Origin of the sequence: Xanthobacter sp. 91, assembly GCF_000702385.1 — a bacterium.
Classification (GTDB): domain Bacteria; phylum Pseudomonadota; class Alphaproteobacteria; order Rhizobiales; family Xanthobacteraceae; genus Xanthobacter; species Xanthobacter aminoxidans.
Map to the genome: position 1 here is coordinate 2,077,136 of NZ_JNIB01000001.1, position 22,442 is coordinate 2,099,577.

General features: G+C 68.8%; 23 protein-coding genes and 1 pseudogene. 13 read left to right on the top strand and 11 right to left on the bottom strand.

The genetic code is table 11. The features are described 5' to 3' along the window. The first annotated feature begins 51 nt into the window (after window positions 1–51). From A37E_RS0109890 to A37E_RS25270, 3 genes are all read left to right on the top strand, one after another. Window positions 52–1,287: a pyridoxal phosphate-dependent aminotransferase gene (locus A37E_RS0109890; protein WP_038192855.1), complete on the top strand. Its 1,236-nt coding sequence runs from the start codon at window positions 52–54 to the stop codon at window positions 1,285–1,287. A gap of 17 nt (window positions 1,288–1,304) precedes the next feature. Next, complete coding sequence (locus A37E_RS0109895) at window positions 1,305–2,357, top strand: AbrB family transcriptional regulator (protein ID WP_051678912.1); 1,053 nt, start codon at window positions 1,305–1,307, stop codon at window positions 2,355–2,357. A 99-nt stretch (window positions 2,358–2,456) separates the two neighbouring features. After that, a complete protein-coding gene (locus A37E_RS25270) occupies window positions 2,457–2,867 on the top strand; it encodes a DoxX family protein (protein WP_024281307.1) in 411 nt (136 codons plus the stop codon). A 14-nt stretch (window positions 2,868–2,881) separates the two neighbouring features. On the opposite strand, the gene A37E_RS0109905 is transcribed toward A37E_RS25270, so the two are convergent. Beyond that, window positions 2,882–3,652, bottom strand: a complete 771-nt coding sequence (locus A37E_RS0109905) for a SprT family zinc-dependent metalloprotease (RefSeq protein WP_029556435.1) — start codon at window positions 3,650–3,652, stop codon at window positions 2,882–2,884. A gap of 61 nt (window positions 3,653–3,713) precedes the next feature. Beyond that, on the bottom strand, window positions 3,714–5,138 hold the full coding sequence (gene phaZ, locus A37E_RS0109910) for a polyhydroxyalkanoate depolymerase (protein ID WP_029556436.1): 1,425 nt from the start codon (window positions 5,136–5,138) through the stop codon (window positions 3,714–3,716). A gap of 188 nt (window positions 5,139–5,326) precedes the next feature. On the opposite strand from phaZ, the gene A37E_RS0109915 reads away from it, so the two are divergent. Together A37E_RS0109915 and A37E_RS0109920 are read left to right on the top strand one after the other, a co-directional pair. Then, window positions 5,327–6,667, top strand: a complete 1,341-nt coding sequence (locus A37E_RS0109915) for an ActS/PrrB/RegB family redox-sensitive histidine kinase (protein WP_029556437.1) — start codon at window positions 5,327–5,329, stop codon at window positions 6,665–6,667. Window positions 6,668–6,747: 80 nt separating this feature from the next. After that, window positions 6,748–7,296 (top strand): ActR/PrrA/RegA family redox response regulator transcription factor, encoded by a 549-nt coding sequence (locus A37E_RS0109920; RefSeq protein WP_024281303.1) that lies wholly within the window; start codon window positions 6,748–6,750, stop codon window positions 7,294–7,296. 33 nt (window positions 7,297–7,329) lie between these two features. Here the strand turns inward: A37E_RS0109920 and A37E_RS25275 are convergent. Then, window positions 7,330–8,173 (bottom strand): annotated as a pseudogene (locus tag A37E_RS25275) (EamA family transporter). Window positions 8,174–8,305: 132 nt separating this feature from the next. Here A37E_RS25275 and A37E_RS0109930 point away from each other — a divergent pair. Next, on the top strand, window positions 8,306–9,016 hold the full coding sequence (locus A37E_RS0109930; RefSeq protein ID WP_029556438.1) for a helix-turn-helix domain-containing protein: 711 nt from the start codon (window positions 8,306–8,308) through the stop codon (window positions 9,014–9,016). A gap of 25 nt (window positions 9,017–9,041) precedes the next feature. On the opposite strand, the gene A37E_RS0109935 is transcribed toward A37E_RS0109930, so the two are convergent. Both A37E_RS0109935 and A37E_RS0109940 read right to left on the bottom strand, forming a co-directional pair. After that, window positions 9,042–9,518 (bottom strand): MmcB family DNA repair protein, encoded by a 477-nt coding sequence (locus A37E_RS0109935; RefSeq protein ID WP_029556439.1) that lies wholly within the window; start codon window positions 9,516–9,518, stop codon window positions 9,042–9,044. Between the two features lie 7 nt (window positions 9,519–9,525). Beyond that, window positions 9,526–10,398: a YihY/virulence factor BrkB family protein gene (locus tag A37E_RS0109940; RefSeq protein ID WP_029556440.1), complete on the bottom strand. Its 873-nt coding sequence runs from the start codon at window positions 10,396–10,398 to the stop codon at window positions 9,526–9,528. Between the two features lie 235 nt (window positions 10,399–10,633). Here A37E_RS0109940 and A37E_RS25905 point away from each other — a divergent pair, with 235 nt between their 5' ends. From A37E_RS25905 to A37E_RS0109955, 3 genes are all read left to right on the top strand, one after another. Beyond that, window positions 10,634–11,758, top strand: a complete 1,125-nt coding sequence (locus A37E_RS25905) for an FUSC family protein (protein ID WP_051678913.1) — start codon at window positions 10,634–10,636, stop codon at window positions 11,756–11,758. A 204-nt stretch (window positions 11,759–11,962) separates the two neighbouring features. Beyond that, the gene (locus tag A37E_RS0109950; protein ID WP_029556442.1) at window positions 11,963–13,654 is read left to right on the top strand and encodes an acyl-CoA dehydrogenase family protein; all 1,692 of its coding nucleotides are present in this window, start codon (window positions 11,963–11,965) and stop codon (window positions 13,652–13,654) included. Between the two features lie 16 nt (window positions 13,655–13,670). Further along, the gene (locus tag A37E_RS0109955) at window positions 13,671–14,111 is read left to right on the top strand and encodes a GNAT family N-acetyltransferase (protein ID WP_197022952.1); all 441 of its coding nucleotides are present in this window, start codon (window positions 13,671–13,673) and stop codon (window positions 14,109–14,111) included. A gap of 6 nt (window positions 14,112–14,117) precedes the next feature. Here A37E_RS0109955 and A37E_RS0109960 read toward each other — a convergent pair whose 3' ends face one another. After that, complete coding sequence (locus A37E_RS0109960) at window positions 14,118–14,954, bottom strand: SDR family oxidoreductase (protein ID WP_029556444.1); 837 nt, start codon at window positions 14,952–14,954, stop codon at window positions 14,118–14,120. A gap of 228 nt (window positions 14,955–15,182) precedes the next feature. Between A37E_RS0109960 and A37E_RS0109965 the strand changes: the two genes are divergently transcribed. Next, a complete protein-coding gene (locus tag A37E_RS0109965) occupies window positions 15,183–15,518 on the top strand; it encodes a helix-turn-helix domain-containing protein (RefSeq protein WP_051678914.1) in 336 nt (111 codons plus the stop codon). Here the strand turns inward: A37E_RS0109965 and A37E_RS0109970 are convergent. Further along, a complete protein-coding gene (locus tag A37E_RS0109970) occupies window positions 15,515–15,751 on the bottom strand; it encodes a helix-turn-helix transcriptional regulator (protein ID WP_029556446.1) in 237 nt (78 codons plus the stop codon). The genes A37E_RS0109965 and A37E_RS0109970 overlap by 4 nt on opposite strands. 22 nt (window positions 15,752–15,773) lie before the next feature. Then, window positions 15,774–16,328, bottom strand: a complete 555-nt coding sequence (locus tag A37E_RS0109975) for a DUF2975 domain-containing protein (protein WP_029556447.1) — start codon at window positions 16,326–16,328, stop codon at window positions 15,774–15,776. Window positions 16,329–16,400: 72 nt separating this feature from the next. On the opposite strand from A37E_RS0109975, the gene A37E_RS0109980 reads away from it, so the two are divergent. Then, the gene (locus tag A37E_RS0109980) at window positions 16,401–17,027 is read left to right on the top strand and encodes a hypothetical protein (protein WP_029556448.1); all 627 of its coding nucleotides are present in this window, start codon (window positions 16,401–16,403) and stop codon (window positions 17,025–17,027) included. A gap of 42 nt (window positions 17,028–17,069) precedes the next feature. Here the strand turns inward: A37E_RS0109980 and A37E_RS0109985 are convergent, their stop codons facing one another. The 3 genes from A37E_RS0109985 to A37E_RS0109995 form a co-directional block, all read right to left on the bottom strand. Further along, entirely contained in the window at window positions 17,070–17,579 is a 510-nt protein-coding gene (locus tag A37E_RS0109985; RefSeq protein ID WP_029556449.1) for a prolyl-tRNA synthetase associated domain-containing protein, read from the bottom strand. Between the two features lie 140 nt (window positions 17,580–17,719). After that, window positions 17,720–17,992: a hypothetical protein gene (locus A37E_RS0109990; RefSeq protein ID WP_029556450.1), complete on the bottom strand. Its 273-nt coding sequence runs from the start codon at window positions 17,990–17,992 to the stop codon at window positions 17,720–17,722. Between the two features lie 37 nt (window positions 17,993–18,029). Continuing rightward, window positions 18,030–18,374: a hypothetical protein gene (locus A37E_RS0109995; protein WP_029556451.1), complete on the bottom strand. Its 345-nt coding sequence runs from the start codon at window positions 18,372–18,374 to the stop codon at window positions 18,030–18,032. Between the two features lie 101 nt (window positions 18,375–18,475). Here A37E_RS0109995 and A37E_RS0110000 point away from each other — a divergent pair, with 101 nt between their 5' ends. Both A37E_RS0110000 and ppc read left to right on the top strand, forming a co-directional pair. After that, entirely contained in the window at window positions 18,476–19,426 is a 951-nt protein-coding gene (locus tag A37E_RS0110000; protein ID WP_156026277.1) for a hypothetical protein, read from the top strand. A 104-nt stretch (window positions 19,427–19,530) separates the two neighbouring features. Next, window positions 19,531–22,311, top strand: coding sequence for a phosphoenolpyruvate carboxylase (gene ppc, locus A37E_RS0110005; RefSeq protein WP_029556453.1), 2,781 nt, complete (start codon window positions 19,531–19,533; stop codon window positions 22,309–22,311). Window positions 22,312–22,442 lie beyond the last annotated feature (131 nt).

A 22,442-nucleotide genomic window follows, 5' to 3' on the forward strand; every position in this document is an offset into this window, starting at 1 on the left:
CCGCCGATTTCCCTCCGCGCCACCACCCCGCTTCGTGCCCGCGAGCAAGCCATGATGTCCCCTGCTGCGCCCGTTTCCGCCTTGCCCGTGGAAGATCCCTATCTGGAGCGCGTGCGCGAGCATGTCCGCGCGCTGCCCGAAAGCGGGATCGTCGAGGTGATGAATTACGGCCGCGACCGGCCCGGCATGATCCCGCTGTGGGCCGGCGAGGGTGATGTGCCCACCCCGCCTTTCATCTGCGAGGCGGCGGCTGCCGCCCTCCACGCCGGCGAGACCTTCTACACCTGGCAGCGCGGCCTGCCGGAGCTGCGGGCCGCCATCGCCCGCTACATGAGCGCCCTCTATGGCGTGCCGGAAACGCCGGAGCGCTATTTCGTCACCGGCTCGGGGATGCAGGCGATCCATGTGGCCGTGGCCCTGGTGGCCGGGGCGGGGGACGAGGTGCTCATTCCCTCGCCCACCTGGCCCAACGCCGCGGCTGCGGCGCAGAAGGCGGGCGCGCGCCCCGTCTACGTGCCCTTCAATTATGGGCCGGAGGGCTTCACCCTCGATCACGACCGGCTCGCCGCGGCGGTGACGCCCGCGACCCGCGCCATCTTCCTCAACACGCCGGCCAATCCCACCGGCTTCGTGGCGACGCCGGACGACCTGAAGGCGGTGCTTTCGCTGGCCCGCCGCCACGGCCTGTGGATCATCGCCGACGAGATCTACGGCCGCTTCTATTATGGCGAGGAGGGGCGGGCACCATCCTTCCACGACATCATGGATGAGGAGGACCACATCCTCTTCGTCCAGACCTTCTCGAAGAACTGGGCCATGACCGGCTGGCGCATCGGCTGGCTGGAGGCACACCCGCGTCTCGGCCAGATCATCGAGAACCTCATCCAGTATTCCACCTCCGGCGTTGCCGCCTTCATGCAGCGCGGCGCCATCGCGGCGCTGGAACAGGGCGAGCCGTTCGTCGCCGAGCAGATCGCCCGCGCCCGCCGCGGCCGCGACCTCGTGGGCGATGCGTTGCTCGCCACCGGTCGCGTGGATCTCGTGAAGCCGCCCGGCGCCTTCTATCTGTTCTTCGGCATCGAGGGACGGCGCGACGTGCGCAGCCTGGGTCTGACCTTGGTGGACGAGGCCAATGTGGGCCTCGCCCCCGGCACCGCCTTCGGCCTTGGTGGCGACGGCTTCATGCGCCTGTGCTTTGCGCGGGGCGATACGCAGCTCGCCGAGGCGAGCCGGCGCCTTGTCGTGTGGCTGGAGCGGACCCGGCCGGCGGGATCGGACGCCGCGTGAGGGGATTGCCTTTCAGGATGCGCTCGGCCGCCTCGGCGGCGGTGACGCTGGGGGCCGGCGCCCTCGGCGGCGGGATCTTCGCGCTTCTGGGCCTGCCGGCGGCGTGGATCTCGGGCTCGCTGGTCGCCTGCATCGGCCTTGCGTTGGCGGGCGTGCGCATCGACGTCCCGGAATGGCTGCGCTTCCTCGCCTTCGTGGTGCTCGGCACCTCCATGGGCACCATGCTGACGCCGGAGACCTTCGCCCGCGCCGCCACCTGGCCGGTGAGCATGGCCTGCCTCGGCGCCAGCGTGCTCGGCACCATGGCTGGCGGCACCCTCTTCCTCACCCGCGTGGCCGGCTGGAGCCGGGAAAGCGCTTTCTGGGCCTCCGCGCCCGGCGCCTTCGGCACCGTGGTCGCCATGGCGGCGGACACCAGCGCGGACCTGCGGCAGGTCGCCTTCGCCCAGACGCTGCGGCTGTTCCTGCTGGTGGCGGCCTTGCCCAACGTGCTGGCGGCGCTGGGCATGACGGCGGGCGGCGTGCCGCCACCGCCCCATGTCTCGGCGCTCGGCGACATCATCATCCTCTTCGTCGTCTGCACCGGCGCGGCGCTGCTCGCGGCGCGGTTGAAGCTGCCGGGCGGCCTGATCCTCGGTGCGCTCGCCGGCAGCGCCGTGCTTCACGCCACCCGCCTGTCCACCGCCGTGCTGCCGGCGGAACTGCTCATCCCGGCCTTCGTGGTGCTGGGGGGCAGCGTGGGCGTGCGCTTCATCGGCACGTCGGTCGCCACCATCCGGGCCTATGTGCTCGCCTCGCTCGGGGCCTTTCTGGTGGCGGTGGCGATCTCCACCCTGTTCGCCTTGCTGGCCGCATGGCTGACGGGCGACGATCTCGGCAAGCTGGTCACGGCTTTCGCGCCGGGGGCGCTCGAGGCCATGACGGCCCTTGGCTTCGCCATGGGCTACGACCCGGCCTTCATGAGCGCGCACCATCTTTTCCGCTTTGCCGGACTGTCGGTTGCGCTCCCCGTGGCGGCCCGGCTGATGTTTGCCGCCGCCGAGGAGGCGGGGCGGGACCACACGCAATAGTGTCCTGAAACCTCCCTGTCCGATGTTGCAGTGCAGCGTCGGCGGTATCACACACTCGCCGAGCTTCCGCATGGGGAAGTGTGTGTTGGAGATGACGCCTTGCGTACCCTTGATGACCTCGCCCTGCTTGTGGGACGGATCTTCCTTGCGGCCCTGTTCCTGCCCTCGGGCATCAGCAAGCTCAGCAATCTCTCCGGCTTCACCGGTTTTCTGGCCGGCAAGGGAGTTCTCCTGCCGCAGGTGCTGGCGCCGATCGCGGCCGCGACCGAGGTCGTCGGGCCGCTGCTGCTCATCGTCGGCCTGTTTCCGCGGGCGACCGCCATCTGGATGGCGGGCTTCACGGTTGTCGCGACGATGATTTCGCACATGTTCTGGACCTTCCCCGATGCCGCAGCCCAGGCGGCGCAGCAGACCCAGTTCCTCAAGAACGTGGGCATCATCGGCGGATTGCTGATCTATTTCGCCGCCGGCCCTGGCGCGATCAGCCTCGGCCGGAAGAAGGTCGCCTGAGGACGCCGCGAGGCTCAGCCTTCGCCATAGCGGTGGAGTTCGGAGCCGTGGCGCCTCAGCCACGCCTCCGCCTCCTTGCGGTTGGGGCAGACCTGCTCCACCAGCCGCCAGAAGCGCACGCCGTGGTTCATCTCCAGGCGGTGCGCCACCTCGTGGGCCGCGAGATAATCCAGCACGAAGGCCGGCGCGAAGATCAGCCGCCAGGAGAAGGAGAGGTCGCCCCGCGCCGAGCAGGAGCCCCAGCGGCTCGCCGTGTCGCGTAGCGTGAGCCGGCCGACCTCGACGCCGAGCGCCTGCGTATAATGCTTCACCGCGGCCGCAAGGTCGCGCCGGGCCTCCTTCTTCAGGAAGTCCAGCACGCGGCGCCCCATGTGCGGCGCCTCGCCGGCGACGCAGAGGGTGGGCATGCCGCGGACGGCCGGCTCGATCCACACGGTTCCGCGTGCATCGGGGCGGTGGACGATGCGGTGCGGCTCGCCGCGCAGGGGAATGACGGCGCCATCCTCGAACGGCACCGCCTCCGGCAGGCGCACGAGGCGAACGCGCACCCATTCGCGATGCCGCTCCACGAAGGCGCGGGCGAAGGAGAGTGCCACATGGGGTGGGGCGGTGAGGGTCACGTCCCGGGAGGTCGCCCGCACCCTGAGCGTCAGCCGTCGCGCCTGCGGATGGCGGCGAACCGCGACCCGCAGCGTCTCGTCGTCAAGCAACAGCTCGATCGTCTCGACGCCGGGCGTCAGCGACGATTTGCGGTCCTCATTGCGAGTCTGGCGGCGAAACAGCATTGGGCAGCCGGGGCGAAGTTACCTCCGGTATCTTCCCAAGAATTTCGCCGCGCCGCCAGTACTAAGTCGGCGCAATCCGGGGATAAAGCGCGGTCACATTCTTGTTGAGGGCGAACACGTCCGGCTCTTCCTCCCCCGCGGCCTCCGGCGCCGGGCGGTCCGGCATGGGCCGGGCCCGTCCATCCTTGCGGAATTCCTGGGAGAGGATGAAGTCGGAAATGCGCGGCGCGATCTCCGAGCGGAAGCGCGAGCCGTTGAAAACGCCGTAATGGCCGACGCCCGGCTGCTCCCAATGGGCGCGCATGTCCTCGGGGATCAGCGGGCACAGCTTGTGCGCGGCCTTGGTCTGGCCGATGCCGGAGATGTCGTCCTTCTCGCCTTCCACCGTCATCAGCGCGACGCGGCGGATGAGGTCCGGCTTCACCACCTGCGAATGATGCATGATTTCGCCCTTCGGCAGGGCATGAGTGATGAAGACATTCTCCACGGTTTCCAGGTAGAAATCCGCGGTCAGGTCCATGACGGCGAGATACTCGTCGTAGAAATCGCGGTGCTTTTCGGCCGAGTCGCCGTCGCCCTGCACCAGGTGCCGGAACAGGTCCCAATGGGCCTGCAGGTGCCGGTCGAGGTTCATGGACATGAAGCCGTTGAGCTGCAGGAAGCCCGGATAGACCTCGCGCAGCGCGCCGGGATGCGGCCACGGCACGGTGGTGATGACGTTGCGGCGGAACCATTCGATGCCGCGGTCCTGGGCCAGCGTGTTCACCGCGGTGGGGGCCTCGCGGGTATCGATGGGGCCGCCCATGAGCACCATGGACTTGGGCACGAAGGGATCTTCCTCCGCTTCCATGCGGGCGATGGCCATCATCACCGGCACCGCCGGCTGGCAGACCGCCATGACGTGGCAGTTGCCGCCCATGCGGTGAAAGATGGAGATCAGATAGTCCACATAGTCGGACAGGCTGAAGCGGCCTTCCGACATGGGCACCAGCTTCGCGTCAATCCAGTCGGTCACATAGACGTCGTGGGTGGGCAGCATGGCCTCGACCGTGCCGCGCAGCAGCGTGGCGTGATGGCCGGACACCGGGGCCACGATGAGCAGGCGCGGCTGCGGACGGCGCGGCGGATATTCGAACGCGCGCTCGAAATGCAGCAGCCGGCAGAACGGCCGCTCCCACACCGTGTTCACGTGCACCGGCACCGTCTGGCCGGCCGCGGAGGTGTGGGTGATGCCCCAGTCCGGCTTGCCGTAGCGGCGGGTGGTGCGCTCGAACAACTCGCACGCAGCCGCCATGGACTTGCCGATGGTGGTATGCGAGACCGGGTTGATCGGATTTTTCAGGAACAGCCGGCTGGCGTCCGCCATGGCGCGGGATGGGTTGAGCGCAGCATAACCCATCTCGTACATCCAATAGAGCGGAGTCGAGAGCCCAACGTCGCCTTGACGCGGCAGCCGGGTAGCACTTGCGAACTCGCCGATTGCCATGAGTGGTCCTCACCGTTACTGGCTGCCTAGAAAGGCGGCACGTTGACGCAAGCGTGAGCCGACTTCCAAGGTTGGTCAATGCCGACAAAAGACATAGGCCGCTATTGTTCCGCTGCTATGGCAGTAGGGTCACTATTCCCTTTCGTGAGGCTCGCTTCCACACATCGGGACACCGGAATCGCTACTCCATGACCACCGCCTTTGTAACGCCGCCCCATGGCAGATCGTTCGGCCTGCGCCTCGACACCCTGATTCGCCTGCGTTGGCTGGCGATTTCCGGCCAAATTGCGGCGCTGGTCGTGGTCAATCTCGGCCTCGGCTTCCCCCTGCCGCTGACGTCCTGCCTCGCGGTGGTCGGCCTCTCGGCGCTGGTGAACGTGCTCCTGCGGGTCAAGTATCCCGTCGCCCGCCGGCTCGGCGACGCCGCGGCAGGCCCGCTGCTCGCCTATGACGTGCTCCAGCTTACGGCGTTGTTGTACCTCACCGGCGGCCTGAAGAACCCGTTCGTGCTGCTTTATCTCGCTCCGGTGATGATCTCCGCCACCGCGCTCGCCTGGAGCACGACGGTGATGCTCGGCATCCTGGCGGTGGCCTGCGCCGGCTCCGTGGGCCTGTGGACCCGTCCGCTGCCGTGGGCCGGTCCCGATGTGCCGGTGCTGCCGGATCTCTATCTCGCTGGTATCTGGGTGTCCCTGTCGGTGGCGGTGGGGTTCATCGGCATGCACGCGTGGCGGGTGGCGGAGGAGGCGCGGGAGCTGGCCGATGCGTTGGCTGCCACAGAGCTGGTGCTGGCCCGCGAGCAGCACCTCACGGCCATCGATGGTCTGGCCGCCGCCGCTGCCCACGAATTGGGCACGCCACTCTCCACCATCGCTCTGGTGGTGAAGGAGATGCACCGCTCCATCGGCGACAACAGCCCCTACAGCGAGGACGTGGCGCTGCTGCGCGACCAGGTGGCGCGCTGTCGCGACATCCTGCAGACGCTGACCTCGCTCAGGTCGGGCGACGCGCCGTTCGACCGCATGCCGCTGGCTCTGTTGCTGGAGGAGGTGGTGGAGCCGCACCGCAATTTCGGCATCACCATCGCGGTCTCGGTGAAGGATGATCCCGACGCCCCGGTCATCGCCCGCAATCCGGGCCTCCTCTACGGCCTCGGCAACCTCGTGGAGAATGCGGTCGACTTCGCCGCGACACGCGTGGACATCAGCGCCCAGTGGACCCCTTCGGGCCTCGACATCGTCGTCGCCGACGATGGGCCGGGCTTCTCGCCGGAGATTTCCGGGCGTATCGGCCAGCCCTACGTCACCTCCCGCGCCCGCGAGCGGCAGGATGCGGACCTCGAGGCGGAGAGTGGCCTCGGCCTCGGCTTCTTCATCGCCAAGACACTGCTGGAGCGCACCGGGGCCAATCTGACGTTTGAAAACCGCATCCCGCCGGCCACCGGCGCGGTCATCGGCATCCATTGGCCGCGCAAGGCGCTGGCGATCGAGGTGGATGGGGACGCGACAAAGGGACGCGCATTGGATTAATCTACGGGCGTATCGGCGTAAAAGCCCCGGAGCTCGTGCTTGTTTGCCGGCATTGCCGATGAGGGATTGAGGAAGACGCGATGAACGAGATGCCTGAGGTGGGGGACGACCGGTCGGTTCTGATCGTCGACGATGATCGGTCCTTCCTCCAGCGCCTCGCACGGGCCATGGAGGCCCGCGGCTTCGAGGTGGCCACCGCCGAGACGGTGGCGGACGGCCTCGCCCGCGTCGAAACTTCGGCCCCCGCTTATGCGGTGGTGGACATGCGGCTCGGCGACGGTACCGGTCTCGACGTCATCTCCGCGCTCAAGAAGCACCGCCCCGGTGCCCGCGCCATCGTCCTCACCGGCTACGGCAACATCGCCACAGCCGTCACGGCCGTGAAGCTCGGTGCCGTGGACTATCTCGCCAAGCCCGCCGATGCGGACGACGTGGTGGCGGCGCTGCTCGCCAATGCCGATCACAAGCCCACCCCGCCCGAGAACCCCATGTCGGCGGACCGGGTGCGCTGGGAACACATCCAGCGGGTGTATGAATTGTGCGGCCGCAACGTCTCCGAGACCGCCCGCCGCCTCTCCATGCACCGCCGCACCCTGCAGCGAATTCTGGCCAAAAGGGCGCCGCGCTAGCGGAGCCCGCTCGGCAAGAGCGGGTCTTTGCCGTCACGCCGTCTTGCGCGTCGGCCACGTCATGGCGACGACACCCGCAACGACGCAGGCGAGGCCGATCCAGGCGTCCGGTGCCAGCGTCTCGCCAAGGCACAGGACGCCGATCGCCGCGCCGATGGGCACCCTGAGATAGGCCTGCGCCGTGGTGCCGATGGAGCCGAGCGTCCGCACCAGCCGGAAATAGATGACGAACGCGAGCGCGGTCGAGAAGACCGACAGCAGCCCCAGCGCGACGAGGGAGCCGGCGCTCGGTGCCAGCGTCCAGGGCCGGTCCACCGCGATGCTGACCGGCAGGAGCACCGCCGCGCCGCAGAGCAGGGAGCCCGCCGCCGGCATAGCAGACCGTCGCCGCGACGATGGCGAGCTGGGCCCACACTTGCTGGCCAAATCCCTCCAGAGCCCCGAAGCCGACGATGAAGCCCGTCCCCGCAAGACCTGCCGCAACGCCGAGGAGCTTGCGGGCGGTCACGGCTTCATGCCGGGTCACGAGGGCCGTCAGCAGGAAGGCGAAGATGGGGGAGGTGGCGTTGAGGATGGTGGCGACGCCCGCGTCCACGGTCTGCTCGGCCCAGGCGATCAGGGTGAACGGCACGACGCTGTTCAGCCCGGCCTGGAACAGGAAGCGCGCCCAGGTGGCCCGATCCTGCGGCAGCCGCATGCCGCGCAGCCGAAGAATGACCGCGAGGAGGGCTCCGGCGATCAGGGTCCGGGCAGCGATGAAGGTCAGCGGCGGGATGGTTTCCACCCCGACCTTGATGAAGGTGTAGGACGCACCCCAGAGCGTCGAGAGCACCAGAAGCAAAAGCAACTCGATACCGAAGCGTGTCCTGCCGGCCATTGTGATCGCGTCCCTCACTCAACATTCCACGGCCTCTCTAGCGGGGGAAAGCGCGGGCATGCTTCGGCCGGGGCCGAAGCATCCGGCGGTGACGCGGGCGGCGCGGGCGGCTAGCTTTCCGGCATGTCGAACATGGTTTCGGGAAATACCGTTGCCGAGGTCGCCCGCCTGATCGGCGACGTGGCGCGCGCCAACATCCTCTCGGCATTGATGGGCGGGCAGGCGCTGACGGCGGGCGAACTGGCGCATCACGCCGGAGTAACGCCGCAGACCACGAGCGGCCATCTGGCGCGCCTCGCCGAAGCGGAATTGGTCAAGGTGGAGAAGCAGGGGCGCCACCGCTACTACCGCCTCGCCTCGGCGGATGTGGCGCAGGCGCTCCACGCTTTGATGACCGTCGCGGCGGGTGGGCCGAAGCGCCATCGTCCCATCGGTCCCAGAGATGCCGCGCTGCGGCTTGCCCGCACCTGCTACGACCACATGGCCGGCCGCCTTGCCGTGGCCCTCGCCGACGGCCTCCGCGCCAACGGCCACGTGATCCTCACCGACGGTGCCGGACTGGTAACGGATACGGGCCGCCGCCTCCTCTGTGATTTCGGCGTCGCGCTCGACGACGGGGCCAAGGGCCGGCGGCCGCTCTGCCGCACCTGCCTCGACTGGAGCGAGCGCCGGCCCCATCTCGCCGGCCGTCTGGGCGCGGCGCTGCTGGATCGGGCGCTGGATCTTGGATGGGTGCACCGCGCGACGGACAGCCGCGCGCTGCGCCTGTCTCCGGCTGGGGAACGCGGCTTCTCCAGCGCCTTCGGCCTCCCGCCCGGCTGGCGCGACGCACCAGCGGCGTGACCCATCGGTGGCGTGACTGCAATCCCTACATGTCCGCGCGCAGCAGGTCCGGGTCGTAGAGCACAGCGAGCCGCGTCGCGGCGGCGCGGGCGAAACGCAGGGTCAGCGCCTTGCGTGTCGCGGCCGGCAAAGGATGGAGCGGCGCAGGCCTGAGGCATTCGGCGCCGAAGGCGTCGGCGACGAACAGGCCGGTTTCCTCGGGCAGAATCTCGACGGGGAAGTCCATCGGCACCGCGAACATCAGCCGGTCGCAGAAATCCCGGTATTCGTGCCATTTGGCATCGGTGCGGAAGTCGATCACCGACGACTTGATCTCGATGATGGTGATCTCGCCCTTCGGCCCCATGGCGAGGATGTCGGCCCGCCTTCCGCTCACCAGCGAGAATTCCGGCAGCCCGGCCATGCCGGCCAGCGCCAGATGGCGCAGCACCCCGCGTTGGACCGCCCTTGCGGTCTCCGACTGGCGGCCGTCCGGCCGCGGCTCGGGCAGGAGCGCGCGCATGGCGGCCTCAGGACAGCGCCTTCATCGCCTCGGGCTCCTCGATGGAGGAGGGGGGCGAGAAGGCGCGCTTGATGGCGGCGTTGAGTTCGCCGCCGAACACGAAGATGGAAGCGGTGAGGTAGAGGAAGACCAGCGCGATCATCACCGAGGCGAGGCCGGCATAGGTGGTGACATAGTTGGCCGGGAATTCCGCCAGATAGAAGCCGAAGGCGGTGGCGGCGACCAGCCACATGACGAGCGTCACCAGAATGCCGGGGGCGACCTCGGCGAGCTTGCGCCGTCCCGCCGGCAGCCACAGGTGCGCCACCAGCAGGGACACCACCAGAATGATGGAGGTGGCCCCGAAGCGCAGCAGGGTGATGACGCGGGAAAAGGGCGCCAGCGCAGGCACCTGCGCCACCGCCGTCTGCCACAGCAGCGGCCCCAGCACCACGAGGAAGGAGAGGGCCAGCATGGCGGCGGAGGCGATCAGCACGTAGCCGATGGATTCCAGCCGGAGCCAGTACCAGGCGCGCATCTCCTTCATGCCATAGGCGCGGTTGAGGCCGATGCGCAGGCTTTCGATGCCATTGGAGGAGAAATAGAGGGCGAGGACGACGCCATAGGTGAGCACATCGGTGCGCACCTGGTTCACCACGTTGTAGATTTCGCGGGAGATGGGCCCGGCCACCTGCTCCGGCCAGGTCTCCAGGATGAGCTGGATGGTCTCCTGCGCCAGCGGGCGCAGGTCTAGGAAGCCGGCCAGCGCGGTGACGAAGATGAGGAACGGGAACAGGGACATGAGCGCGGACAAGGCGATATGGCTGGCGATCGCCCAGCCGTCGTCGGCGGAGAACGTCCAGAACGCATCCAGAACGATATGGTAGATGCGCCGCAGCATGTGGTCTCCCGTTTCAAGTCAAATCGGGCTTTCCGGCCGGAATGGCAAGCGCCGGCCGTGCCCGTCCACCGTCCGGCTGGTGGCGGCCGGCCCCTTCGGCTAGACAGCGAGGACACGGCGCCATCTGATCCGGCGTCCGGACCCGCCGAGATTTCCCATGCCGCGCCAGCCCAATTCCCCGGCTGAACCGCCACCGGCTGAATCCCCGGCCGCCGGGCCTTCGCAGGCCGAGTCTTTGGATGCAACGCCGGAAGCCGCATCGGGCGTTCCCACGCTGCGGGATCGGCTGGGCAAGGTCATCGCCCTCGCCCATCTCAAGCTCGCGCTTCGGGCCACCATCGCCGGCATCGTCACCTATCTTCTGGCGGAGCAGTTCTCCCTGCCCAACGGCTATTGGGCGGTGCTCACGGCCGTGCTCGTGGTGCAGGCGACATTGGGCGCCAGCCTGTCGGTGGCCATCGACCGGGCGCTGGGAACGCTGGCGGGCGGCGTCGTCGGCGTCGCGGGGGCGATGGTGGCCGGACCCTCCCAGATCCAAACGCTGGTGGTGCTGTCGCTGGCGCTGTTCATCGCTGCGGCCATGGCCGCCCGCTCGCCCAGCTTCAAGTTGGCGCCGGTGACGGTCATCATCGTCATGCTGGCCCATCCGGGCGATGTCGCGCCATGGCTTGCGGGGCTGACGCGGGTGGCGGAGATCACGCTGGGCGGGGCGGTGGGCCTCCTGTGCGCCATTCTCATCCTGCCCGAGCGGGCGCTGGGGAAGCTGTTTCCCCACTGCGCCAAGGCGCTGCGGCTGACCGCGCGGCTGCTGGACCTCGGACGCGACGGCCTGCTGGGGCAGGGGATCGATCCATCGGTCATCGACCGGCTCAACGCCGGGGCGCGTCTCGCCTTGCGCGCGGCCGACCTGCGCCTCGTGGAGGTGCGGGCGGAGCAGGCCGGTCGCCTGACCACCCAGACCGATCCCGCGCCTGTCGTGCGCGGCGCCCGGCGACTGTGGCATTCCGCCATCATCCTGCTGCGCAACGCCGACCGGCCGCTGGACGAGCCCGTCGCCGGCCTCGTCTCTGCGGCTCTCACGGCCGCGACGACGACGCTCTCCGCCCAGATGTCAGCCATCGCCGACCGGCTGGACGGCCTGCCCGTTGCCGACCTTGCCACCCGTGCCGATGCGGCCAGCGCGGCCGTGGCGGCGCTGGAGGCGCGGGTGGAGGAGCTGAATACCCAGGGCGCCTTCGGTGCGGTGGGCTCGGAGACGTTGACGGCCCTGTTCTCGGCGGTCTCGGCCTGCGTCCACATGCGCGAGAACCTCGAGGAGCTCACCGCCCGCCTCGCCGAGGTGCAAAGCGAGACGCCCTGACGGCCGGCTTCCGCTCGGTCCCCTCACGGCGAAAGTCGGATCGACCGTGGCGGCGGATGCCGTATCAAGGCGCATGCGCCGCACCATTTGCGGTGCGGTGTCTGATCCGGGCCGATCCCGGCTTTCGTAATCAGGCGTTGCCTTGGCCCGGTTCCGGGGCAAGGATAGGTCAATTGCGCAATGCACAATCAAAGGGGAGAGTTCATGTCCGCCAGCGCCGCCGTTCAGTCCGTGCCCACCGGGGAATTCGACGCCGTGGCGCTCGGGCGTGTCGCGACCGACAGCCTGGAGAAGCTGCTGGCCGAGGCGACCTCCCTGGTGAAGGCCAAGGTGACGGACGGCGGGCGCATCTCTTCCGCCCTGCTGGAGAAGGAGCAGCGCGCCACCCACGGCCTCGCGTGGCTCGCGACCTACGTCTTCTCCGTGCGCGAGCTGGTGCACTATGCCGACCGTCTGACCGAGATGGGCAAGTTCGGCGACACCGAGAAGCTGATCGTGCAGATCGGCCTCGGCGAGTACGTCGCGCAGATCCTCGGCGGCATTCCCATGAGCCAGGGCGAGATCGTCCGGCTCCCCGATCTCTACGTCTCCGGCGCGACCATTGCGGCGCTGGCCGCCGAGCCCGCCATCGCGGCGCTGGTGGAGAACGGCAACACGGCGGCCAGCCGCGCCGCGCTCGCCGACATCATCCGCGACGCGCACCTCGCCGGCACCATCGGCGAGGCGGGCCTCGACGAGACCACGGAGGCGATGCGCACCGAGATGCATCGCTTCGTGGAGGCGGAAGTCGCCCCCTACGCCCACGAGTGGCACCTGAAGAACGAGTACATCCCGCTGGAGATCATCTCCCAGCTCTCGGAGATGGGCGTGTTCGGCCTCACCATCCCCGAGGAGTTCGGCGGCCTCGGCCTGCCGAAGGAGGCCATGTGCGTGGTCACAGAGGAGTTGTCGCGCGGCTATATCGGCGTCGGCTCGCTGGGCACCCGCTCGGAGATCGCGGCGGAGCTGATCCTCGCCGGCGGCACGGATGAGCAGAAGGGCCACTTCCTGCCCAAGATCGCCTCTGGCGAGATCCTGCCCACCGCCGTATTCACCGAGCCCAACACCGGCTCGGACCTCGCTTCGCTCCGCACCCGCGCGGTGAAGGAGGGAGACGTCTACAAGGTCAACGGCAACAAGACCTGGATCACCCATCCGGTCCGCGCCGACATCATGACCCTCTTGGTGCGCACCAATCCGGCCGAGCCCGGCTACAAGGGCCTCTCCATCCTGCTCGCCGAAAAGCCGCGCGGCTCCGACGAGAACCCGTTCCCCGCCGAGGGCATGACCGGCGGCGAGATCGAGGTGCTCGGCTATCGCGGCATGAAGGAATACGAGATCGGCTTCGACGGCTTCACCGTGCCGGCGAAGAACCTGCTCGGCGGCGAGGAGGGGCAGGGCTTCAAGCAGCTCATGACCACCTTCGAGAGCGCCCGCATCCAGACCGCCGCCCGCGCCGTGGGCGTGGCCCAGGCGGCCATGGAGGTGGGCCTGAAATATGCGCAGGAGCGCATCCAGTTCGGCAAGTCGCTCATCAACTTCCCCCGCGTCGCCGACAAGATCGTGATGATGGCGGTGGAGACCATGATCGCCCGCCAGATCACCTACTTCGCCGCCCGCGCCAAGGATGAAGGCCGCCGCACCGATCTCGAGGCCGGCATGTCCAAGCTGCTCGGCGCCCGCGTCGCCTGGGCGGCGGCGGACAACGCCTTGCAGATCCACGGCGGCAACGGCTTCGCGCTGGAATATCCGGTGTCGCGCATCCTGTGCGACGCGCGCATCCTCAACATCTTCGAGGGCGCGGCGGAGATCCAGGCGCAGGTTATCGCCCGCCGCCTGCTGGACGGCGGCAACTGAGCGGCCGGGCACGGATGTGGCCCTGCTGATCGCCGACGCCCAGCCGCAGGACGAGGCCGCATGGCGTCGCCTCTGGGCGGGCTACAATGCCTTCTACGAGACCGAGGTGGGGGCGGACATCACCGCCCGCACCTGGGCGCGCATCCTCGACCCTGAGGTGCCGATCATCGGCCGCATCGCGCGGCGCGGCAGCGCGCCGGTGGGCTTCTCCATCAGCATCCTGCATGAGGGCACCTGGGTCGCCAATCCCGTCTGCTATCTGGAAGACCTGTTCGTGGATCCCGCCTGCCGCGGTGGCGGGATCGGCCGGGCGCTGATCGCGGATCTCGTCCGCATGGGCAAGGAGAGGGGCTGGTCCAGCCTTTACTGGCACACACGGCAGGACAATCCCGCCCGCCGGCTCTACGACAGCTTCGTCGCGGCGGACGATTTTGTCCGCTACCGCATGGACCTGTGACGCGGCTCAGGCGAGCCGCGCGGCATTGTCCTGCGCATAGGTGGTGAGCGAACGCGGCGCATGGCCCGTCAGGGTCTCCACATCGGCGGTGACGCGCGCCGTCCAGCCCTCGCGGACGGGGTGGAAGAGCGTGGCGAGGAAGCGCGCATAGGGCTCCGGCACGCCCGCCCCCGTGAGGATGCCGACGAAGGCATCGTCGCTCACCGGCGTGTAGGCGATGGGCTTGCCCGTCACCCGCGCGAGGATGGCCGCCGCCTCGCCATAGGTCAGCGCCTCGGGGCCGGTGAGGTTGAAGGCGCGCGCATCGAAGCGATCCGTGGTCAGGGCGGCCGCCGCGCTTTCGGCGATGTCGCGGGCGTCGATGAAGCTCGTCTTTCCCTCCGCCGCGGGAACGGCGATCACGCCGTGGTCGATGCCGGCCTTCCAGAAGGTGTGGAAATTGTCCGCGAACCAGTTCGGCCGCAGGATCACGAACGGCGTGCCCGAGCGCTCCAGCGCCAGTTCCATCTGCCGGTAGGGGATGGCATCGTCCGCATCCACGCCGAGCGCGGTCATCAGCACCACCTTTACCTTGCGGCCAGCCGCGGCCTCGATCACGGGCAGGAGGCGCCCGGTGATGTCGAGGGAGCCGGTGGGCGCCAGCAGGAAGAGCCGGTCCACGCCGGCGAAGGCCGTCGCGAAGGTGGAGGGATCGTCCATGTCGAGCGCCACGCCCTGCGCGCCGCCCGCGGCCTTGCCCGAACGGGAGGCCGCCTTCACCTGCTCGCCCTTGGACAGAAGGGCCTGCACCAGCGGCTGGCCCACATTGCCGTTGGCCGCGAAAACCAGAATCTGACCCGTCATGATCGCTCTCCTGCTCGCCGGCGCACGGTGGCGCGGGCATCCAAGATAGGTTTCCATTGGAAACCAGCTTCCGATCGGATACATACTCCTGGTCGAGCGAGCCCAAAAGAGAGCACCTTGAACTCACATGGTCACTTCCGGGAAACCGCAGAACCGCCTGAGCGGGACGCCGAGAGCTGCCGTCTCCCCTGGCCCTTCGATGTCTATGAGGCGCAATGCCCGACGCGCATGGTGCTGGACCGCATCGCCGACAAATGGGCGGTGCTGATCCTCGACCGGCTGCGCGACGGCCCCGTGCGGTTCAATCACCTCAGGCGGGACATCAAGGGCATCTCGCAGAAGGTGCTGTCGCAGACGCTGAAGAAGCTGGAGCGCGACGGGCTCCTCTCGCGGGCGGTCTTTCCCACGGTGCCGGTCACGGTGGAGTATGCGCTGACCCCCCTCGGCCGGACGCTGACCGACGCGGTGGCGGCCATCGCCCACTGGGCCGAGCGCAACATGGAGGCGGTGCTGGCGGCGCAGGCCGCCTACGACGCCCGGGCGGAGGGCGACGCGGGGCTCTAATCTCCCGCCGCCTCGTCCGCGTCCTCTTTCCCCGGCACATATTCCAGAATGTCGCCGGGCTGGCAGCCGAGGGTCTCGCAGATGCGGGCGAGCGTGTCGAAGCGCACGCCGCGCACCTTGCCGGACTTGAGCAATGAGACGTTCTGCTCGGTGATGCCGATGCGCTCGGCAAGCTCGCGCGAACGCATCTTGCGGCGCGCCAGCATCACGTCGAGATTGACGATGATGGGCATGGTGCTCCCATAGCCTCCCCGCTCAGACGAAGCTCGCGTTTTCTTCGGCGATGCGCGCCGCCTCGCGCATGACCGCCCCCACCCCGATGACGAGCAGGCCGACGATCACCGCCACCACGTCGTGGCTGGAGATTGAGACGGCGATGGCGCGCGCGCCCGGCGGATTGTTGAGGGTGAGGGCGATGCTCAGCGCCGCCCCGACGAAGGGGGCGATCAGGCCCTGGAGCGCCACCGCCGCGCCGAAGCGCTCCAGCCGCACCGCCAGCAATGCGGAGATGAGTTCGCCGCGGCCGAAATCGCGGAAGATCTGGCGCACCTGAAGCAGGCCATAGGCGAGGATGCCGAGCGGGATCGCGGAAATCGCGAGGCCGGCGGCGAGGCTCGCGCCATCGAGGGCGATGGGATGCCCAGCGAGGCCGATGCGCGGGACGATCACCCGTTCCACCAGCCCCGGCGACAGCCAGATGCCGAGGCCGGATGCCACCAGCAGCAGGAGGATCACGAGGGTTGCGACCGAAAGGGCGCGCCCAAGGCGCACCACGCGATGGAGTTTGGGGTCGAGGGGCGGAGGGGACATCAGTGGCCTTTCCTTGACGCATTCATTTTTTATCGTAAAACAGTAATTATTCAACCTAAAATGAGAGATCGGATGCGTTTCTTTCTCGCCCCTGCCTGGCCCATGCGGGCGCTCGCCTTGCTGGTGCTTGTTCTGTCGGTTGGCGCCTGCTCCCATGTGCCCATCAGCTCACTGCCGCAGCTGGCCACCCTCGATCTCGAAACGGCGGACCTGACCGTCCTGCGCGCGGCCGTGCGCGCGCCCAAGGAGATCGTGGCTGTGCCCGGCGGGGCGTTCGTCGTCATGTCCTACTGGCGCCAGGGGGATGAGGCCCGCAAGACGACCGTCCAGGCGTTGCTGGAGGTGGAGACGGACCCGAAGGCCCTCGCGGCGCTCAAGGAAGAGGAGCGCGCGGGCATGCGCATCACCCTGTTCCGTCTCACCGAAGAGGGCCGGCGCAAGCTGGAGGCGGCGCGCAGCGAGGCGCTGGCGCTGAAATCGGACGAGCTGGCGAAGGGGCGGCGCGCCAGCGGATCGCTCGCGGTGTCGGCGGAGGGATGCGTGCGCAGCGCGCTGCCGGCCGGGCCGCTGCTGCTCAGCACCTATCTCAGGCTGAAGCCGGGCGGCAATTTCGTGACGTTGATCCAGGACATCGATCTGCGAACGCTGCTGGCGCAGGCCGGCTCCGACGAGAGCGCCATGAAACCCTGCGCCAACTGAAGCCGTGCGCGAATTGAAGTCTTGCGCCAACTGAGCGGGGCTTTAAGCCTCGCCGGCCGGCGGAATCTCAACTTCCATCGCCTCGTGGCCGGTCAGGCGGAAAAAGGCGCGCAGGGCGTCCGGCGTGAGCACGGTGGTGCGGGCGTTGGTGAGCGGGTGGCAGCCCACGAGGTCGGCGCGCATGAGCGCGGCGTCGATGGCGAAGCGGACCTGGCCTTCGGTATCGTTGGCGAGCGCAAGCACGCTCACCGAGCCGGGCAGGATGCCGAGATGCTCCATGAGTGCCTCGGGCGAGGCGAAGGAGAGCGAGCCCTTGGCCCCCAGCGGGCCGCGCAGCGCCTTGAGGTTCACCGGGGTATCCTCGGCGAGCGTCAGCAGGAAATAGGTCTTCTTCCCGTCGCGCAGGAACAGGTTCTTGGTGTGGGCGCCGGGAATGTCGCCGCGCAGCGCCTGGGACTCGGCCACCGTGTGGACGGGCGGATGCTCGTAGGTGGTGCCGGAAATGTCGTTCTGCGCGAGGAAGGCGAGAAGGGTGTCGGGCGTGTGGGGCATGGGCCGGTCGGTCTTGGCGGGGAGACGCCAGCCTTAGACCCGCGCGGCCGCTTCGGGCAAGCGCTCCGGGAACAACACGCCGCCGGCCTGGAAGGCAGGAAAAGGCCGCCGGCTCGCCTGGAGCCGACGGCGGGTCTGGTTCAGCGCAGCTGGGTGAGGCAGGCGCCGGCGGCCTCGGCGGCGGGGCGGGCGTTGCTCATGGAGAGCGCGCCGGACTGCACCAAGGCCTTGGTCTTCTCGGTGACGAGCGCACGCGGATCGGCAGCGCTGGCAAAGCCGGGCGCGGCGGCGGCATACACGGCCTTGGCGTCGGGGCCGAGGCCGGCGGCGCACTGGTCGGCCGCGGCCTTGTCGGCGAGCGCGGGGGCGGCGCAGGCGAGGGTCAGGGCGGCGGCGCAGAGCAGGGACTTCATGGGATGTTGCCTCCAGTGAATTTCAGGACGCACGCGATCAGCGCACGCCGACGCGGTTGACCGGGCCGCCGGCATTCACGCCGACTCCGGGCGCAACACCGACACCGGGCGCACCGACGCCGACGCCGGGGGTGACGCCGACGCCGGGGGCTCCGGCACCCGGCACGCAGCCTGCGGGATAGCCGGGTCGGGTGCAATGAACCGCAGCGCGCGCTGCAGGAGCGGTGGGACGGGCGACGCAGCCCTTCGGAACGCCGACCGCCCTGCAATAGACCACGGCACCGGCGGGGGCGGTCGTCGCGAGGGTGACGACGGCGGCCGGCGGCAGTGCGGCGAGGGTGGCGGCGAGGAAAGCGGAACGTGTCAGCAGGCGCAGTCGCATGGCGGCCTCGGCATCCTTAACAGACACCTGTGCGTGACGCCCGGGTTGACATCGCGCCGAGGTGACTTCGGGTCAGCTAGGCGTCATCCTGTAATACCGCAATGGCGATTCTTGGCCCGACTGGCGGCGAGACGTTGCGGGACGATATGTCGGAGGCGCGGGTGCTGGGGCTGGTGGCGGTGCGGGCAGGGGCGGCCGTGGACTGGCTCGACACGGCAGGCATTGCCAAAGCGCGGGGCGCCATCATCGCCCATCCCGCCTTCCCGCGGGCGGTGGCGCAGCTTGTCGGCGAAATCAGCGCGCTCTACAGCGGCAACCGGCTGCTCAACCGCGTGCTCAGTGATCGCGGCCGCAACATGTTCGGCCTCATGGTGCTCTATCTGGATGCCCTGCCGCCGGAAGAGGGGGGAGGGCTCACGGCGGCGCGGATCGTCGCCCTGTGCACCTCCACCGGCCTGTGCAGCCGCGGCCGCGCGAAGGCGATGCTCGCACTCATGCGCTGGGGCGGCTATCTGGCGTCTGCGGCGCCGGCCGAGGATCGCCGGGTGAAGCCGCTGATGCCGCAGGAGAAGCTCGTCGCGCTCCAGCACCGGCGGTGGCGCCTCGTGTTCGAGGCCGGCAAGGCACTGGATCCGGAACTCGCCCGGCTCGCCCCCCGCCTCGCGGACGCAGCCTTCACGCGGGTTCTCGCGGTGTTGCTGGGCGAGGCCTTCCTCTCCGGCTTCCGGCCCGTTTCCGCCGCCCCGGAACTGACCGATCTGGTGGACCGCGACGGCGGCCTGATGGTGCTCCTCGCCCTCTTCACCGCCGAATCCAACGGCGAGGAGCCGCCGTCCATCGCCAATCTCTCGCGCCGCTTCCACCTGTCGCGGGCCCATGTGCTCGATCTGCTGCGGCTCAGCGAGGAGCGCGGGCTGGTGGAGCGCGGGATGCGTGGCACCGGCTGCCTGTCCCCGCTTGGGCGGGATGCGATCGAGCGTTTCTTCTCCTGCATTTTCGCCGTGATGTCCGGTGCCGCCCGCGCCGCCGAGGCCCGTCTTCACGGCGCGTGAAATCACCTTCGCCCGGAACGGCCTTTCGCTCCTGCACAATTTCCTTAAGACTAAGGTCGAAAGAGACGTGCGCCGCAGCAGCGGACGAGTCCGGGGGAAGTCGGATGACGAATTTGGCACTTTCGAGCGGCATCGCGCCGCGCGCAGAGGACGTGAAGGACCAGCCGCTGCGCGACGACATCCGGCTGCTGGGCCGCATTCTCGGTGACACCGTCCGCGACCAGGAAGGCGACGAGGTGTTCGACCTCGTGGAGCGCATCCGCCAATTGTCCATCCGCTTCCACCGCGACGACGATCAGGCGGCCCGCGACGAACTGGGTACCCTTCTGGGGGCACTGCCCGCGGACCGCTCCCTCGATACCATCCGCGCCTTCAGCTACTTTTCTCACCTCGCCAACATCGCCGAGGACCAGCACCACATCCGCCGCAACCGCGCCCATGCCATCGCCGGCTCGGCGCCGCGCGCGGGCAGTCTGGCCTATGCCTTTTCCCGTGCGGAGCAGATGGGGATCGGCCGCGAGGCGCTGGCGGATTTCTTCTCGGGCGCGCGCATGAGCCCGGTACTCACCGCCCACCCCACCGAAGTGCGGCGCAAGAGCACGCTCAACCGCGAGATGGAAATCGCCGCCGAGCTGGATCGCCGCGAGCGCGTCGTGCCCACCCCGCGGGAGCGGGACGAGGGCGAGGAAATCCTGCGCCGCGCGGTGCTGACCCTGTGGCAGACGGCCCTGCTCCGCCGCATCAAGCTGACCGTGCTGGACGAGGTGGCGAACGGCCTCTCCTATTACGACTACACCTTCCTCACCGAGGTGCCGCGCCTCTATTGCGCCATCGAGGACCGCCTCGCCGAGGCGGGGGACGAGGTGCAGTTGCCCTCCTTCCTGCGCATCGGCAGCTGGATCGGCGGCGACCGCGACGGCAACCCCTTCGTCACCGCCGAGGTGCTGAAGGAGACCGTGCGCCTGCATCGCGACCGCATCCTCGCCCATTACGAGCAGGAGCTGGTGGCGCTCGGGGCGGAACTGTCCCTCGCCCAGCGCCTCGTGACCGTATCCGCCGCCCTGACGGAACTTGCCTCCCGTTCTCCGGACCGCTCGCAGGAGCACCGCGAGGAGCCCTATCGCCTCGCCCTCGCCTACGTTCTGGAGCGCCTGCGCCAGACCGCCCGCAAGCTGCGCGGCGAGCCGCTGGCGACGGCCGAGGGCCTCGCGCCCTATGCCACGGCGCAGGCGTTCCGCGCCGACCTCGACGTGATCCACGACTCGCTTGTGGCGAACGGATCGAAGGTGCTGGCGCGGGGGCGGCTGCGGCTTCTGCGGCGGGCGGCGGACTGCTTCGGCTTCCATCTCGCCTGCATCGACCTCAGGCAGAACTCGGACGTGCACGAGCGCGTCGTGGCCGAGCTGCTGGAGAAGGCGGCGCCCGGCACCAACTATGCGGGCCTCGACGAGGAGGCGCGCATCGCGCTGCTGCTGAAGGAGCTGGCGACGCCCCGGCCGCTCGCCTCGCCCTTCATCGCCTATTCGGACGAGACCTGTTCCGAACTCGACATCCTGCGCGAGGCGGCCGCCGCGCACCATGCGCTGGGCCGGGAGGTGATCCCCAACGCCATCATCTCCAAGGCCGAAGGCGTCTCCGATCTTCTGGAGGTGGCGTTGCTGCTGAAGGAAGTCGGCCTCGTCTCCAGCGACGGAACGGGCGGCCTCGCCAGCGCGGTGAACATCATCCCGCTGTTCGAGACCATCTCGGACCTGAAGGCCTGCGCCAAGGTGATGGACCGCGCCTTCTCGCTTCCCGCCTACCGCAAGCTGGTGGCAAGCCGCGGCGCCGAGCAGGAGGTGATGCTCGGCTATTCGGATTCCAACAAGGACGGCGGCTTCGTCACCTCCGGCTGGGAATTGTACAAGGCGGAGATCGGCCTCATTGAGGTGTTCGGCGCGCACAATGTGCGCCTGCGCCTGTTTCACGGTCGCGGCGGCTCGGTGGGACGCGGCGGCGGGCCGAGCTACGACGCCATCCTCGCCCAGCCGGGCGGTGCGGTGAACGGGCAGATCCGCATCACCGAGCAGGGCGAGATCATCGCCTCCAAATATTCCAACCCGGACGTGGGGCGGCGCAATCTCGAGATCCTCGTCTCGGCGACGCTGGAAGCCTCCCTGCTCCAACCGCAATACAAGGCGCCGCGCACCGAATTCCTCACTGCCATGGAGGACATCTCGGACACGGCGTTCGCCGCCTATCGCAACCTCGTCTACGAGACCGAGGGCTTCGAGGACTATTTCTGGTCCTCCACCGTGATCAATGAGATCGCCACGCTGAACATCGGCTCGCGCCCGGCCTCGCGGGCCCGGACGCGCTCCATCGAGAAGCTGCGCGCGATTCCGTGGGTGTTCTCCTGGGCGCAGTGCCGGCTGATGCTGCCGGCCTGGTACGGCTTCGGCACCGCGGTGGAAGCGTTCGTGGCGCGCCGGCCGGACTATGGCCTCTCCTTCCTCAAGGCCATGCAGCACGAATGGCCCTTCTTCCGCACGCTGCTGTCCAACATGGACATGGTGCTGGCGAAGAGTTCCCTTGCCATTGCCTCGCGCTATGCCGAGCTGGTGCCGGACGTGGAGCTGCGCACCGCCATCTTCGGCCGCATCCGCGCGGAATACGAGCTGACGCTGAAGCATCTCCTCGCCATCATGGACCAGCAGAAGCTGCTGGAAGGCAATCCGCTGCTGGACCGCTCCATCCGCAACCGCTTCCCCTATCTCGATCCGCTGAACCACCTGCAGGTCGAGCTTCTGCGCCAGCACCGCGCCAGCCCCGGCGACGACAAGGTGCTGCACGGCATCCAGCTCTCCATCAACGGCATCTCGGCCGGCCTGCGCAACTCGGGCTGAGGACGGCCGCGACCTGTTCCGTTCCGGCACAGGCCGGAGCGGGCGGCGGGGACGCAGCGGGAACGGGGCGTGACCGAATCGGCCGCGGACGGATTTTCCGGGTTCGTTCTCTCACCGATGGCACTTCCCTC